We start from the raw sequence: 15,282 nt of genomic DNA on the forward strand, positions 1-15,282 counted from the left end.
CCGACGAACCGATCCCTCCACGAGAGGCGGGGCCGGTCAGGTGGTGTCAGAGCTCGGAGGGATGTCCGGAGAGCGACGGACCCCAGGACGTGGTGTAGCCGTTGGTGCCGGCCGGCAGATGCAACCCGCCCCGGAGCAGCACGTACGCCGAGGGCACGTCGTGACCTCGGGGTGCGGGGACCCGAACGACTGGACTCATCAGCCCGAATCTAGCACGAGCGACCGGGCGGCAGCGCTCAGCGCCGCGGCCCGTGGGCCCGGGATCCGGTGTGCGGCACCGTGGGGGTCGCGGCCGTCTCGGCCTCCGGCTCGGCGGTGGCCCGGCGCAGCCCCTCCCGGGGTGGCTCCGTGACGACCGCTCCGAGCGGATCGGTGCCCGGGTCGGCCTCGGGGTCGTCCTCGGGCTCGTCGGCGGGGCGACGGGTGCGGGACGCCCGCGAGGGCAGGGTGGGGCGCCGGCCGCCCGCGCGCGGGGCGTCGTGGATCTCGGTGACGGACACGGCCATCGCGTTGAGCGCGAGACCGAGGAGCACGAACACCCACGCCGCGACGGGGTACCACGCCAGGCCGAGGAGCACTCCGATCACGATGAGGGCGATGGAGGTCAGGTAGGCCGGGGTGAGAACGCGCTGGACGTTGAACTTCATGGGTTCCATTCCACCACGCGCGCGCGTGGATCGACCAACGCGCCCGCGCGTTTCCCGGTCCGCACCCAGGGTCGCGGCCGGCCGCGGGGCGGACCGTGGCCTCGGCGCCCCTGCGCGTATACCGTGGGCGGCATGGACGACCTTGATCCCGAGCTGCTCGACCTCGCCCGTTCCGCCCGCACGGTCACCGTGCTCTCCGGCGCCGGGATGTCGGCGGAGAGCGGAGTGCCCACGTTCCGCGACGCCGGGACGGGACTGTGGGCCCGGTGGTCCCCGGAGGAACTGGCCACGCCCGAGGCCTGGGAGGCCGACCCGGAGCTCGTGTGGTCCTGGTACCTGTGGCGGGCGCGGCAGCTGCGCCGGCTGCGCCCCAACGCCGGGCACCGGGCGATCGCCCGGTGGGCCGAGCGGGCCCGGGTGCAGGTGGTCACCCAGAACGTGGACGACCTCCACGAGCGGGCCGGGTCGGAGGTCCTCGCCCACCTGCACGGCAGCCTGTTCGCCTTCCGCTGCTCGGCCTGCGGCACCCCCTTCCCCGAGGCGCTCGTCCCCGGCCTGTCCCCGGAGCACCCGGTGGACCTGGCGGAACCGACCCGCGAGCGCCCCCCGGTGTGCCCGGCGTGCGGCGGGGCCGTCCGCCCCTCGGTCGTCTGGTTCGGGGAGCTGCTGCCCGAGGGTGCCCTGGAGCGCGGCGCCGACGCCGTGGCGGAGGCCGACCTCGTGCTCGTGGTGGGCACCTCGGGGCTGGTGCAGCCCGCAGCCTCCCTCCCGCTGGTCGCGGCCGGCCGCGGGATCCCCGTGGTGGAGGTCAATCCCGAGGACACGGCCCTCACGCCGCACGCGGACTGGGCCGTGCGGGCCCGCTCCGCCGAGGCGCTGCCCCGTCTCCTGCCCGAACAGCTGCCCGAACTCCTGTCCGAGGGGAACCGTCCCGCGCCGTCCCGGTGAGCGCCCACGGCGGAGCACCGGGAGCTGAGCACCGACGGCCGAGCGCTGATAGCTGAGAGCAGAAAGCAGGCTGGTCTTCTTGTCACGGGCCCCCGGCGGCCACAGACTGAACGACGGACACCGGCTCCGGGACCCCGTCCCGGAGCCCAACCCTTCCAGCCACCGGCTGGTTCCCCACGAAAGGCACGGTCCATGACCCAGTCCATGACGCAGTCCCCCACCCTGCCCCTGCACGACGGCAGCACCATCCCGCAGCTCGGCTACGGCGTCTGGCAGGTCGACGCCGACATCGCCGAGGACGTGGTGGGCCAGGCCCTCCGGGCCGGCTACCGGCACATCGACACCGCCATGATCTACGGCAACGAGGAGGGCGTCGGCCGGGCCATCGCCAACAGTGGCATCCCGCGCGACGAGATCTTCGTGACCACCAAGCTGTGGAACGAGGACCAGGGCTACGACTCCGCGCTGAAGGCGATCGACGCCTCCCTGGAGCGGCTCGGCCTGGAGTACGTGGACCTGTACCTCATCCACTGGCCCACGCCGAAGCGCGGGAAGTACCTGGAGACCTGGAAGGCCTTCCGGGAGATCCGCGACAGCGGCAAGGCCCGCTCGATCGGCGTCTCCAACTTCCCGCGGGAGGAGCTGCAGGAGATCATCGACGAGACCGGCGTGGTCCCGGTGGTGAACCAGGTGGAGCTGCACCCCTACTTCAACCAGGCGGCGCTGCGGGACTTCAACGCCTCCCACGGCATCCTCACCGAGGCGTGGTCCCCCCTGGGCCAGGGCGGCGACCTGCTGAAGGACCCGGCCATCGCCTCGATCGCCCGCAAGCACGGCGCGACCCCGGGCCAGGTCATCATCGCCTGGCACCTGGCGATCGGCAACGTGGTCTTCCCCAAGACCGTCACCCCCGAGCGGATCCGCGAGAACTTCGCGGCCCTCGACGTGCAGCTCGACGCCGAGGACGTCGAGGCGATCAACGGCCTCGACAACGGCGGGCGCATCGGCTCGGACCCGAAGGACTTCAACTGAGCCCTCGGCGCCCGGGGACGGCTCCCCGCCCCTGACGGCCGCCCGCACCGGTGCTCACCGGTGCGGGCGGTGTCCTGCGCGGTGCGGGTCGGCCACGCGGTAGGTCTCCTGGACCAGCCCGCCCGGGAAGGACCGCACGTCCACCAGCTCCAGCGGGACGTCCGTGCCCGCCCCGGCGAACGGGGAGATGCCCTCCCGCAGCAGCACCGGCACGCGGGTCAGCACGAGATCGGCGATCCGGCCGGCGTCGAGGAAGGAGCGGATCGTGGCGCCGCCGTCCACGTAGACGTGGCGGGCGCCCACGGCGTCGAGCAGCTCGACCGCCCCGGGCAGGGACGTCGCCCACCGCACCGGAGGAACCCCCGCCCCCGGGCCCGGGCCTCCGGAGCCGAGCACCACGACGGGACGCTCGCCGTAGGGCCAGTCCCCGAAGCCCAGGACCTGCTCGTAGGTGACGCGGCCGAGGACCACGGCGTCGATCCCGGCCAGGAACGCCTCGTAGCCCAGGTCCCCGGCCCCCGCCTCCGCGGCGGCGGCCCCGCGGCTCTCGAGCCAGGCCAGGTCCCCGTCCGGGCGGGCGATGTACCCGTCCACGCTGACCCCGATGTACACGTGCCCGGCCCAGCCGGGCCTGCCCCGCCCGGCGTCCTCGTCGTTCTCCGTCCCCATCGTCCTGCCCCCTCGTCCTGCCTCCTCGTCCGACCGGTCCCCACGCTAGCCCGGCGGCGGAGCCGCCGAACGCCCCGTGACAGAACCGTTGCACGGCGGCCGGGCCCGCCCGCCCCGCCCGCCGATTGGTGCGGAACCGGCCGACGGGTGAACCATGGTGGTCATGAACACCGACACCACCCGGGCGGGCGACGGCACCACCAGCGCCGCCGCCCCGCACGGCACCCCCGACAACATCCCGGGCGCGGACCTGCCCCGCCCCGCGGGCAAGACCTTCTTCGGACAGCCCCGCATGCTGGCGAACCTGTTCAGCGTGGAGCTGTGGGAGCGCTTCTCCTTCTACGGCATGCAGGGCATCGTCCTGCTCTACATGTACTTCGCCACGACCGAGGGCGGGCTGGGCATCGACCAGTCGACCGCCGCCGGCATCGTGGGCGCCTACGGCGGCGCCGTCTACCTGTTCGCCATCCTCGGCGGGTGGGTGGCCGACCGGCTGCTGGGCTCCGAGCGCACCATGTTCGTCAGCGGCGTGCTCATCATGGCCGGGCACATCTCGCTGGCCCTCCTCCCCGCGGTCTCCGGCCTGGCAATCGGGCTGATCCTCATCGCCGTCGGCTCGGGCGGGCTCAAGGCCACGATCACCAACCTCGTGGGCTCCCTCTACGAGCGCCGCGACCCGCGCCGGGACGCCGGGTTCTCGATCTTCTACATGGGCGTCAACATCGGCGGCCTGACCGGCCCGTTGCTGACCGGTCTCGCCCAGCAGACCTGGGGCTTCCACCTCGGCTTCGGCCTCGCCGCGATCGGCATGGCGTTCGGGCTCACCCAGTACGCGCTGGGCCGGCGCCGGCTGCCAGGCGAGGTCCACCACGTGCCCAACCCCCTGCCCCGGAGCCAGTACGGCCGGTGGATCGGCGTCGCGGCCGCCGCGCTCGCCGTGGTCGCCGCCGCCGTGCTCACGGGCGTGCTCGACGCGGGCAACCTGGCGGACGTCGTGGTGGTCGTGACCGTGCTGGCGGCCGTGGCCCTGTTCGTGCTGCTGCTCACCAGCGCGAAGGTCGACGACGACGAGCGCTCCCGCGTGCGGTCGTTCATCCCGATGTTCATCGGCTCGGCCGCGTTCTGGGCGCTGTTCCAGCAGCAGTTCACCGTGATCACCATCTACTCCGACACCCGGCTGGACCGGAGCCTGGGCGACTGGACCATGCCGATCTCCTGGGTCCAGTCCTTCAACCCGCTCTTCATCATCCTGCTCGCCCCGGTGTTCGCGGTGCTGTGGACGCGCCTGGGCGACCGGCAGCCGTCGACCCCCGCCAAGTTCGGTCTCGGCATCGTCCTGATGGGGTCGGCGTTCCTGATCTTCCTGCCCATGGTCGGGGTGTCCTCCGTGCCGGTGCTGTGGGCCGCGCTGATCCTGCTCGTGGCCACCCTCGGCGAGCTGCTGGTCTCCCCGGTCGGGCTGTCCCTGTCCACCCGGCTGGCCCCCCGGGCCTACCCGGTGCTGATGGTCTCCCTGTTCTACCTCTCCGTGGCTTTGGGCACCGCCCTGTCCGGGTCCCTGGCCGGGTACTACAGCGAGCAGTCGGAGGCCGCCTACTTCGGGGCCCTCGGCGCGGTGACGATCGTCATCGGCGCGGGCCTGCTCGTGCTCTCCCCCTGGATCCGCCGCCGGATGCGCGGGGTGCGCTGACCGGGTCCCGGTCCACAGCGGGCACCGATCCGCCGGGCCCACCGACCGGGCCCCGGTCCACAGCGGGCACCGAGTCGCCGGGCCCACCGACCGGGTCCTGATCCACGGTGGCACCCGACCGGCCCCCGCCGCACGGCGCCGACCGGAGCCCGGGCCGCGGAACCGTGCTGCACGGGTTCCGGCCCGCGGGCGGTGCCGGCCGGGTTCCGGGCCGCGGCGGGCGGTGGCATCCTCTCGCCCTCCGGCTCAGCCGACCACGATCTGCGCGACCACGTCCGCCGCGGGGCACTCCCGCGCCGCGGCGAAGGCCGGGCCCGCCCACAGCGAGATGGCCTCGGGGTCCCCGGCGGCCGCCGCTGCCGCCCGCAGCGGCTTCGTCAACTGGTTGACCTCGGGATATGCCGCTGGAGCGATATTCGAGTAGCGGTCGATGAAACCGTTCCGCAGGCCGCGGGCCAGGCGGCCGGAGAACGCCCGGGTCACCACCGTCTCCCGGTAGCGGCCCGAGCCGAGTGCCTCCCGGTACGCGGCGGAGGTCCCGGCCTCGTGGGTGCGCAGCAGCAGCGTGCCGACCTGGACCGCGTCCGCCCCGGCAGCCCGGACGGCCGCCGCGTCCGCGGGCGAGGCGATGCCTCCGGCCGCCACGAGCGGCAGGTCGACGGCGGCGCGGACCGCCGCGACGAGCTCGGCCAGGGGCTCCTCGCCCGCCACGTCCTCGGTGCGGTGCGTGCCCCGGTGGCCGCCGGCGGCCGGACCCTGCACGGTCAGCAGGTCGGCACCGGCCCGGGCCGCAGCCTCCGCCTCCGGGACCGAGGTCACCGTGACGGACGTCGTGCTGCCCACCGCCGCCAGCCGGGCCAGGACGGATGCCGCCGGCAGGCCGAAGGTGAACGAGACCACCGGCACCCGCAGCTGCTCGAGGAGCTCGAGCTTGGCGGCCCAGCCGTCGTCGTCGGCCGGGTCCGTGGCGGGCAGCTCGACCCCGTAGTCCCGCGCGGTCTCCTGCAGCGCGTCCCGGTAGGCGGCGACCGACCGGTGCGCGGCCGGGTCCACGGCGGCGCCCGGTGCGGCGGTGTTCGCGGCCTGCGGCACGAACACGTTCACCCCGAAGGGGCCGCCGGTCAGCGCCCGGACCTGTTCGACGTCCGCCCGGACCCTCTCGGCCGGGCGGTTGCCGGCGGCGAGGAAGCCCAGGCCGCCCGCGGCGGTCACCGCCGCGGCCAGCGCGGGCGTCGACGGCCCACCCGCCATCGGGGCGCCCACGAACGGGACGGAGAGGTCGGAGAGCCGGAAGCGGGGCGCGATGCTGGTCATGGCCCCAGGCTAGGAACATGCGGACCCCGCGTCACCCCCTGCGCCGCTCCCCGGCCGTGGCATAGGCTGTGCCCAGACCACCGTCCGCCCGGGCGTGCGCCGGGCACGACCGATTCGAGGCACCCGATGGCCCAGTCCGCCGACTCCAAGACCCGGTCCCGCCCGCAGCCGGAGCTCAAGCGGGTGATGGGTCCCGGGCTGCTCCTGCTGTTCATCGTGGGGGACATCCTCGGCACCGGTGTGTACGCCCTGACGGGGAACATCGCCGGGGAGATCGGCGGCGCCGCCTGGGCCCCGATCCTCGTGGCCTTCGTGGTGGCGACCATCACCGCGTTCTCCTACCTGGAGCTGGTGACCAAGTACCCCGGGGCCTCCGGCGCCGCCCTGTACACGCACAAGGCCTTCGGCATCCACTTCGTCACGTTCCTCGTGACCTTCGCCGTGCTCAGCTCGGGGCTGACGTCGGCGTCCACCGCGGCCTCCGCCGTGGCCTCGAACTTCGCCCGGGGCTTCGGCCTGGACGTGGGCACCACCGGGATCACCGTGATCGCCGTGGCCTTCATCGCGATCCTGGCCGCGATCAACATCCGCGGCGTGACCGAGGGGCTGGCCTTCAACGTGGTCCTCACCTCGATCGAGCTCACCGGGCTGCTCATCGTGATCCTCGTCGGGTTCTGGGCGTCCTTCCAGGGCCAGGCGGACTTCAGCCAGACCATGATCTTCGAGACCTCCGAGGACAAGGGCATCTTCCTGGCGCTGACCGCCGTGACCTCCCTGGCGTTCTTCTCCTTCGTGGGCTTCGAGGACTCCGTGAACATGGTCGAGGAGACCAAGAACCCCAGCCGCGACTTCCCGCGCGTCATGCTCTTCGGCCTGGGCCTCACGGGCGTGGTCTACATCCTGGTCTCGATCTTCACCGTGGCGGTCGTGCCCATCGGCGTGCTCGGGGAGTCGACCACGCCGCTGCTGGACATGGTCCGGATCGGGGCCCCCAACATCCCGATCGACACCATCTACCCGTTCCTGACGATCTTCGCCGTGGCCAACACCGCCCTGATCAACATGCTCATGGCCTCCCGCCTGCTCTACGGCATGGCGCGGCAGGGCGTGCTGCCGGACTTCCTGGGACACGTGCTGCACGGGCGCCGGACCCCGTGGTCCGCGATCGTGTTCACCACCCTGCTCGCCATGGGCCTGATCATCGTGATCAACAACCTCCTCGGCAGCGGGACGGCGAGCGCCCTCGGCGGCACCACCGCGCTCCTGCTCCTCGGGGTCTTCACCATCGTCAACATCGCGGCGATCATCCTGCGCAAGGACCACGGACCCACCCACGACTACTTCCACGCCCCGCGGGTCCTGCCGTACCTGGGTGCCATCACCTGCGCCTACCTCGTGGGGCCGTGGGCGCAGGACCTCATCGAGTACCAGATCGCGGTGGTCCTGCTGCTGATCGGCCTGGGCCTGTGGATCGTCAACTTCCTCTACGACCGGCTGTTCCTCGGCCGCAAGGTACGGTTCGAGAACCCCGAGGACCTCGCCCGGATGGAGGACGAGCCCGAGGGCGGGGACCCGCACCGCACCCTGTGACCCGGTCCGCCGATCGCGGCGGCCCTGACCGAGGAGAGACCGTGACCGTCGTCGTCGGATACATGCCCACCGCCCCCGGACACGCCGCGCTGGACGCCGCGATCCGCGAGGCCGAGCGCCGTGGCACCGACCTGGTGGTGGTCCAGCCGCGGCCGAAGCGCCACCAGCCGCCGGAGGTGGGAGCCGACATCGACGTGGAGCGGGAGAAGCTCGCCCGCTCCGGGCTGCGCTACGAGCTGCGGGAGCCCGACCACGACAGCGACCCCGCGGACGTCATCCTCGACACCGCCCGGGAGCGGGAGGCCGAGCTCATCGTGCTCGGCATCCGCCGCCGCTCCCCCGTGGGCAAGATCATCATGGCCAGCACCGCCCAGCGCGTCCTGCTGGAGAGCCCCTGCCCGGTCCTGGGCGTGAAGGCCGTCTACGACTGAGCGCCGCGTTTTATTTCTGTTTTCGAATTATTAGGCTGGTGCCGGACCCGGGATCGGCGGCCGCCGCGCCGGGTCCGACCCGACGCCGCCGCCGGGACCGCTCCAGCCGCTTTCGAAAGGCCCGCCATGCCCTCCTCGGCCCCCGCCAGGTCCCGTCCCGCCCCCTGGTCCGGCGAGACCCGGCCGCCGCGTCGTTCCCGCTGGGCCACGCTGCTGCGCGTGCTCCTGCCGGCGCTGCTCATCGTGGGGTGGCTGGCCGTGGCCGGCGTCGGCGGGCCGTTCTTCGGCAAGATCTCCGAGGTCTCCACGAACGACCAGTCCAGCTTCCTGCCGGAGTCCACCGAGTCCACCCGCGTGACGGACCTGCAGGGCCAGTTCCGGGACTCGGACGCGATCCCCGCGATCGTGCTCCTCGTGCGAGAGGGCGGCCTGGAGCCGGCGGACCGCGCGTGGGCAGAAGAGACCGTCGCCTCCGTGCAGGACAGCGGACCGGTCGAGGGACGCCTGTCCCCGCCCATTCCGTCCGAGGACGGCGAAGCCCTCCAGGTCGTGGTCCCGCTGCCGGACGGTGAGGTGGTCGAGGACGTCGAGGCGCTCTCGGAGCGGTTCGCGCAGGACCGCCCGGAGGGGCTGCAGGCCTACGTCACCGGCCCCGCCGGGTTCACCGCGGACCTCGTGGCCGGCTTCGAGGGCATCGACGGGCTGCTGCTCGGCGTGGCGCTGGCCGTGGTCTTCGTGATCCTGCTGGTGGTCTACCGCTCCCCGGTCCTGCCCGTCCTCGTCCTGCTGACCTCGGTCTTCGCCCTGAGCGCCGCGATCCTGGTCGTGTACTGGCTGGCCGCCAACGACCTCGTGACCATCAGCGGCCAGGTCCAGGGCATCCTGTTCATCCTCGTGGTGGGCGCGGCCACCGACTACTCCCTGCTGTACACGGCCCGGTACCGCGACGCCCTGCTGCACCACCGCGGCCGGGCCGAGGCGACCCGGGCGGCGCTCAAGGGCTCCGTCGAGCCGATCGTCGCCTCCGGCGCCACGGTCATCGCCGGCCTGCTGTGCCTGCTGCTGTCCGACCTCGCCTCCAACCAGGCGCTGGGCCCGGTGGCCTCGGTGGGCATCGTGATGTCGATCCTGGCGGCCCTGAGCTTCCTGCCCGCGGTGCTCTACGCCACCGGCCGCGGCGCCTTCTGGCCGTTCCGGCCCCGCTTCGACGCCTCCGGGGCGGAGCGCGTGCGCGTGGTCGGCCACGGGGCCGGCCACCGTCCGACCGTGGAGGGCCGGGGCGTGTGGGCGTCCGTGGCCCGCTTCGTGGCCCGCGCCCCGCGGGCGATCTGGGTCGTGACCACGGCGGTGCTGCTGGTGCTGGCCGGGTTCAGCACCCAGTTCCAGGCCACGGGCGTGGAGCAGAGCGAGCTCGTGCTCGGGGAGTCCCAGGCCCGGGACGGCCAGGAGGCCCTCGCGGAGCACTTCCCCGGCGGCTCCGGCAGTCCGGCGGTCGTGCTGGTGCCCACCGGGTCCCTGGACGCGGCGGTCACGGCGATCGAGGACACCGCGGGCGTCGCCGACGTGTCCGCCGTCGCCAACGACTCGCCCTCCGGCACCCTCCCCCTGGGGGAGAACGCGGCCCCGCCGGTCGGCCCGTTCGCCGGCGTGGAGCCGACCGAGGCCGAGGGCCTCTACCAGCTGCAGGCGACCCTGGCCGACGCCGCCGACTCCCCCGCCGCCGAGCAGACCGTCCGCGAGCTGCGGGAGAACCTCGCCGCGGTGGACGAGGAGATCCTGGTGGGCGGGACCACCGCCACGAACCTCGACACCAACGAGACCTCGATCGCCGACCGCACGCTGATCATCCCGGTGATCCTCGTGGTGATCACCCTGATCCTCATGCTCCTGCTGCGCTCGGTCCTGGCGCCCGTGCTGCTGATCCTCACCACCGTGGTCTCGTTCTTCTCCGCCCTGGGCGTCGCCGCCCTGGTGTTCGAGCACGTCCTGGGGCTGCCCGGCGCCGACCCCTCGGTGCCGCTGTTCGGCTTCGTGTTCCTCGTGGCCCTGGGCATCGACTACAACATCTTCCTGATGTCCCGGGTGCGGGAGGAGTCCCTGGTCCACGGCACGCGGGCCGGCATCCTCCGGGGGCTGACCCTCACGGGCGGGGTGATCACCTCCGCCGGGATCGTGCTCGCGGCGACGTTCGCGGCCCTGGCCGTCATCCCGATCATGTTCCTGGTGCAGCTGGCGTTCATCGTGGCGTTCGGGGTGCTGCTGGACGCGCTGATCGTCCGCTCGCTGCTGGTGCCCGCCCTGACCTACGACATCGGGCGGGCCATCTGGTGGCCCGCCCACCGGCGGATCGACCTCTGATCCGGCGGCGCCCCGGAGCGCCCGGTCAGGCGGCGTGGTGGCCGGAGCGGCGGGCCACGACGGGGATCCGGTTCGTCACCGGACGGGCCTCCTCCTCGGGCGCCGGCTCCGCCGCCGGCGCCTGCTCCGCGGCCTCCCACCCGGCGCCCTCCTGCTGCCAGCCGAAGCCGTAGGCCAGCGCGGGCACGAGCAGGTTGGCCAGACCGCAGCCCACGGCGAGCCCGGCCCACGCGACGGGGAACGAGGCGAGGACGTCGAGCGGGTAGTGCACGCCCAGGTAGAGCCGGGAGACGCCGACGAGCGCGGCGACCCCCACGCCGGCGGCCAGGACCGCCGGTGCCCGCCCGGACCGGCGCACCGCGAGGCAGAAGGCCGCCGCGATCGCCAGCGCGGCGCCGGTGTGTCCGGAGGGGAACGACGTGATGCCCTCCACCAGGACGAGCGGCTCGCCGAGCGTCGCGGCGTCCGGACGGGCTCGCCCGACCGCCACCTTGGCCACGGCGACCGCGCCCCAGCCGCAGAGCGCGGTCACGGCGAAGCCGGCGGCGTCCCAGGGGCGCCGCCGGTTCCGGGCGAGCCAGGCGGTGAGGGCGACGATGATGGCGAACGCCCCGGGAGTGGAGAAGGCGTGGTGCAGGGCGAGCGCCGACAGGTCGAGCGCGCCGGAGCGTGCGACGTCGAGCCGCTGCAGGACCTCGGTCTCCCGCGCCGCGATCCCCGGCGAGTACACCAGGAGCCGTCCCACCGTCGCCGTGGCGAGCACGACGATGAAGGGGACGACCACCCACTGGTGCAGCTGGGGCAGGGACCAGGTGGAGCGGGCCGGCCGGGGGGAAGAGTGCTGTGCCGGGAATGCCATGGTGCCCACCATGACATACACCACGTGGGCCCAACGGCCGAGCAGGCCTGTGACAAGGGTCTTCGCGAAGATTTCTCCGCCCGGGCACAGAGAATGACAAATCATGAAGCTGTTCGGGGGACAGACGGCACCGGCACGCTCGCATGACGCCAGGCGTCCCGACGCCGGCCGACGACGGCTGGCACAACCTCGGCGGGATGACGACACTGTCATTTCCCCGTTTCACGTGGAACGGACGAGGGTTCCGGCTCGCGAACAATGTCTTTCGCTTGAGATCCCGACCGCGCTCCGGTGCACCGTGGATTCTCGCCGTCGAGCACGCGCCGGCTGAGACGTCCCCCACTCAGGGGACAATGACGTGCCGCAGGAGCCGCACTAGACTGATCGGCCAACCAGGCCCCGTGCCACCCGACCGACGATGGAGCACCCGTGTTCAAGAAGGACCCGTCCCGCCGCGCCCGACCGGCCGCTTCCCACGCCGAGGCCGCGCAGCACGTCGCACAGGGAGGGGTCGCGATCTACTGGCGGCCCGGCTGTCCGTTCTGCAGCATGCTCGAGCGCGGTCTCGCCGAGGACGCCGACCGCGCCACGTGGACGAACATCTGGGAGGACCGCGACGCCCAGGCGTTCGTCGAGTCGCTCAACGACGGCAACGCCACCGTGCCCACGGTGGTCACCCGCGACGAGCACTTCGTGGCGGCGTCCCGCGAGCAGGTGGCCCTCACGCGAGCACTGATCGCGAACTCCACCGCCGCACGGTGAGCGCCGGTGCCCGTGCCCGGTGCACCGCCGCCGGCACCCGGCCCGCGGAGTGCAGCCGGCCCGCGGAGTGCGGCCGGCCCGCCCCGAGGACGGAGTCTCACCCCCTGTCTTCAACCTATGAATGGTGAGTAGAATCACTCCTCATCACATGTTCACCGGCGAAAGAGGACGACGATGTCCGAGTCCGCCGAGCCCCGCGCCAAGCCCGGCTCGCAGACGTCCCTGCGCAACGCCAACCAGCGCCGCGTGCTCGACACCGTGCGCCGCAACGGCCACCTGACGCAAGCCCAGATCTCCCGGCGCACCGCCCTGGCGCCGTCGACGGTGTCCAACATCGTGCACGAGCTGATCGGCGCCGGCCTGCTGGTCATGGAGGCGGACAACGCGGGCCGCCGCGGTCAGCTGATCAGCTTCAGCGGCTCGGCCGGCCACGTGGTGGGCATCGACGTGGGGAACCGGCACCTCACCGTCGCCGTCGCCGACCTCAACCAGCGGATCCTCGCCCAACGACGCCACGACCTGCCCGCCGGGCACCGCTTCGCCGACGACCTCGAGCTCGCGGGGCGGGCCCTCGACGACCTGCTGGACGGCCTCGGCACCGCCCGCCCCGAGCTGCTCGCCGCGGGCCTCACCCTGCCGGCGCCCGTCGACCTGGACGGCCGGCTGATCAGTGCGAGCTCGATCCTGCCCGCCTGGAGCGGGATCGACGTGCGCGAGGAGGCCGGCCGGCGGCTCGGTCTGCCCGTGGTGGTCGAGAACGACGCCAACGCGGGTGCTCTGGGCGAGCACGCGTGGGGCGCCGGGCGCGGGGCGCGCAACATGGCGTACATCAAGATCGGCCACGGGGTGGGCTCCGGGCTCATCCTCAACGGCGCCCTCTTCCGCGGCGCCACGGGGTCGGCGGGCGAGATCGGCCACTCGACCGTCGACGAGCGGGGCCGGGTGTGCCGGTGCGGCAACCGTGGCTGCCTCGAGACCTACGTCTCCTCGGAGGAGACCACGCGGTTGCTGGCCGACACGCACGGCCCGGACCTCACGATCCCCGACCTCGTGGCCGCCGCGGCCGCCGGGGACGTCGGCTGCGCCCGGGTCATCGGCGACACCGGACGGATGCTGGGCACCAGCGTGGCCAACCTGTGCAACATCATCAACCCTGAGCTCGTGGTCGTCGGCGGGGAGATCTCCCGCGCCGGAGACCTGCTGCTCGACCCGCTGCGCGAGATCGTCTCCCGCTACGGGGTCCGTGGCAGCGTGCAGGACCTGCGGATCGAGGCCGCCCGGCTCGGCATCCAGGCCCATGTGGCGGGCGCCGTCATCCTGGCCCTGCAGCACGCGGAGCTGCCGGCCGGAGCCGGTCCGACCCGCTGAGGAGGGCGGCGCGTCCATCGTGTTCGACTAATGGACATCCGGTGCGCCGAGTTCTACTGTGGACCGGACCACAAGATCCCCTCGACGTCGGCCGGTGCGTCCGTCCCGGGGCGCGGAGGCCGGCACCCCGGACCCCGCCGATCTCACACCAGCAAGGGAGCTGTTCGATGAGTCAAGACGCAACGACCCCGACGGTGGCGGAGCATCCCAACACCTCGGCCGTCCTCAGGATCAGCATCATCGCCGCTTTCGGCGGCTTCCTCTTCGGCTACGACTCCGCCGTCATCAACGGCGCGGTCTCCGCCATCCAGGAGGAGTTCGGGGTCAGCCCCGGCCCGCTCGGGTTCGCCGTGGCCTCGGCGCTGCTCGGTGCCGCCGCCGGCGCCTTCTTCGGCGGACGGATCGCCGACCAGCTGGGCCGTGTTCCCGTCATGAAGATCGCCGCGGTGCTCTTCCTCGTCAGCGCGATCGGCTGTGGCGTGGTCGACAGCTTCGGCTGGCTGATCTTCTGGCGCATCGTCGGTGGTGTCGGCGTGGGTGTGGCCTCCATCATCGCCCCGGCCTACATCGCCGAGATCGCCCCGGCCGCCGTGCGCGGACGTCTGGGCTCGCTGCAGCAGATGGGCATCGTGCTCGGCATCTTCGTCTCCCTCGCCGTGGACGCCTGGCTCGCCGCCCTGGCCGGCGGCTCCACCCAGGAGCTGTGGTGGGGGCTCGAGGCCTGGCGATGGATGTTCATGGCAGAGGCCATCCCGGCGCTCGCCTACCTGATCGGCGCGTTCACGATCCCCGAGTCCCCCCGCTACCTGGTGGAGGACGGCCGTCCCGACGAGGCCCAGGCCGTGCTGGCCAATCTGCAGGGATCCGCGTCGGCGACCGAGCGCGTCCGCCTGATCAAGGAGTCCCTCCGCAGCGAGCACAAGCCCCGGCTGTCCGACCTCAAGGGCCGTATGGCCGGCCTGAAGCCCATCGTGTGGGTCGGCATCGGCCTGGCCGCGCTGCAGCAGTTCGTGGGCATCAACGTGATCTTCTACTACTCCAACGTGCTGTGGCAGTCCGTGGGCTTCACCGAGGCGGACTCCTTCACCATCACGGTGATCACGTCGGTCACCAACGTGGCCGTCACCATCGTGGCGATCGCCCTCGTGGAGCGGGTGGGCCGCCGCCGGCTGCTGCTCATCGGCTCGGCCGGCATGGCCCTCTCCCTCGGCACCCTCTCCGTGCTGTTCGCCACCGCCGACGTCGTGGACGGCGCGCCCGTGCTCGGTCCCACCGCCGGTCCGGTCGCGCTCGTGGCGGCCAACCTGTTCGTGGTCTTCTTCGGTGTCTCCTGGGGACCCATGATGTGGGTGCTGCTCGGCGAGATGTTCCCGAACCGCATCCGCGGCGCCGCACTGGCGGTGGCCGGCTTCGTGCAGTGGATCGCCAACTGGCTGGTCACCGTCACCTTCCCGGCGCTGGCCGCCTTCTCGCTGGGCGTCGCCTACGGGCTCTACACGTTCTTCGCGCTGGTCTCTCTCCTCTTCACGCTCAAGATGGTCCGGGAGACCACCGGCATCGAGCTGGAGGACATGCAGGACTGAGCCGGCCCTGCAGCTGCGGCAACGACGGCGG

At 72.8% G+C, this 15,282-nt stretch carries 14 protein-coding genes; 9 read left to right on the top strand and 5 right to left on the bottom strand.

Annotated features, from left to right (window positions below; translation table 11 throughout):
• Positions 1–46 precede the first annotated feature (46 nt).
• Both AYX06_RS19775 and AYX06_RS10605 read right to left on the bottom strand, forming a co-directional pair.
• Positions 47–199 carry a hypothetical protein gene (locus tag AYX06_RS19775; RefSeq protein ID WP_157093458.1) on the bottom strand — a complete coding sequence of 51 codons (153 nt, stop codon included), beginning with the start codon at positions 197–199 and terminating at the stop codon, positions 47–49.
• A gap of 37 nt (positions 200–236) precedes the next feature.
• Positions 237–647, bottom strand: a complete 411-nt coding sequence (locus AYX06_RS10605; RefSeq protein ID WP_062735741.1) for a hypothetical protein — start codon at positions 645–647, stop codon at positions 237–239.
• Between the two features lie 132 nt (positions 648–779).
• On the opposite strand from AYX06_RS10605, the gene AYX06_RS10610 reads away from it, so the two are divergent.
• Positions 780–1,595, top strand: coding sequence for an NAD-dependent deacylase (locus AYX06_RS10610; RefSeq protein ID WP_062737006.1), 816 nt, complete (start codon positions 780–782; stop codon positions 1,593–1,595).
• A 204-nt stretch (positions 1,596–1,799) separates the two neighbouring features.
• A complete protein-coding gene (locus AYX06_RS10615) occupies positions 1,800–2,627 on the top strand; it encodes an aldo/keto reductase (protein WP_062735742.1) in 828 nt (275 codons plus the stop codon).
• 54 nt (positions 2,628–2,681) lie between these two features.
• On the opposite strand, the gene AYX06_RS10620 is transcribed toward AYX06_RS10615, so the two are convergent.
• Entirely contained in the window at positions 2,682–3,296 is a 615-nt protein-coding gene (locus AYX06_RS10620; protein ID WP_062735743.1) for a dihydrofolate reductase family protein, read from the bottom strand.
• A gap of 163 nt (positions 3,297–3,459) precedes the next feature.
• On the opposite strand from AYX06_RS10620, the gene AYX06_RS10625 reads away from it, so the two are divergent.
• Positions 3,460–4,986, top strand: a complete 1,527-nt coding sequence (locus AYX06_RS10625) for a peptide MFS transporter (protein ID WP_062737007.1) — start codon at positions 3,460–3,462, stop codon at positions 4,984–4,986.
• Positions 4,987–5,232: 246 nt separating this feature from the next.
• On the opposite strand, the gene AYX06_RS10630 is transcribed toward AYX06_RS10625, so the two are convergent.
• Positions 5,233–6,300, bottom strand: coding sequence for a nitronate monooxygenase (locus AYX06_RS10630; protein ID WP_062735744.1), 1,068 nt, complete (start codon positions 6,298–6,300; stop codon positions 5,233–5,235).
• 126 nt (positions 6,301–6,426) lie between these two features.
• Here AYX06_RS10630 and AYX06_RS10635 point away from each other — a divergent pair, with 126 nt between their 5' ends.
• The 3 genes from AYX06_RS10635 to AYX06_RS10645 all read left to right on the top strand — a co-directional run bounded on the left by AYX06_RS10635 (position 6,427) and on the right by AYX06_RS10645 (position 10,679).
• Positions 6,427–7,890, top strand: a complete 1,464-nt coding sequence (locus AYX06_RS10635) for an APC family permease (RefSeq protein ID WP_062735745.1) — start codon at positions 6,427–6,429, stop codon at positions 7,888–7,890.
• A gap of 41 nt (positions 7,891–7,931) precedes the next feature.
• On the top strand, positions 7,932–8,321 hold the full coding sequence (locus tag AYX06_RS10640) for a universal stress protein (RefSeq protein ID WP_062735746.1): 390 nt from the start codon (positions 7,932–7,934) through the stop codon (positions 8,319–8,321).
• A gap of 126 nt (positions 8,322–8,447) precedes the next feature.
• Positions 8,448–10,679 (top strand): MMPL family transporter, encoded by a 2,232-nt coding sequence (locus AYX06_RS10645; RefSeq protein ID WP_084271574.1) that lies wholly within the window; start codon positions 8,448–8,450, stop codon positions 10,677–10,679.
• 25 nt (positions 10,680–10,704) lie between these two features.
• Here the strand turns inward: AYX06_RS10645 and AYX06_RS10650 are convergent, their stop codons facing one another.
• Positions 10,705–11,538, bottom strand: a complete 834-nt coding sequence (locus AYX06_RS10650) for a phosphatase PAP2 family protein (protein ID WP_232319288.1) — start codon at positions 11,536–11,538, stop codon at positions 10,705–10,707.
• Between the two features lie 429 nt (positions 11,539–11,967).
• On the opposite strand from AYX06_RS10650, the gene AYX06_RS10655 reads away from it, so the two are divergent.
• The 3 genes from AYX06_RS10655 to AYX06_RS10665 all read left to right on the top strand — a co-directional run bounded on the left by AYX06_RS10655 (position 11,968) and on the right by AYX06_RS10665 (position 15,251).
• Complete coding sequence (locus tag AYX06_RS10655) at positions 11,968–12,300, top strand: glutaredoxin domain-containing protein (RefSeq protein ID WP_062735748.1); 333 nt, start codon at positions 11,968–11,970, stop codon at positions 12,298–12,300.
• A gap of 174 nt (positions 12,301–12,474) precedes the next feature.
• Positions 12,475–13,668, top strand: a complete 1,194-nt coding sequence (locus tag AYX06_RS10660; protein WP_062735749.1) for an ROK family transcriptional regulator — start codon at positions 12,475–12,477, stop codon at positions 13,666–13,668.
• 167 nt (positions 13,669–13,835) lie between these two features.
• Positions 13,836–15,251: a sugar porter family MFS transporter gene (locus AYX06_RS10665; RefSeq protein WP_062735750.1), complete on the top strand. Its 1,416-nt coding sequence runs from the start codon at positions 13,836–13,838 to the stop codon at positions 15,249–15,251.
• Positions 15,252–15,282: the final 31 nt, after the last annotated feature.

The organism is Kocuria turfanensis (assembly GCF_001580365.1).
Lineage (GTDB): Bacteria > Actinomycetota > Actinomycetes > Actinomycetales > Micrococcaceae > Kocuria > Kocuria turfanensis.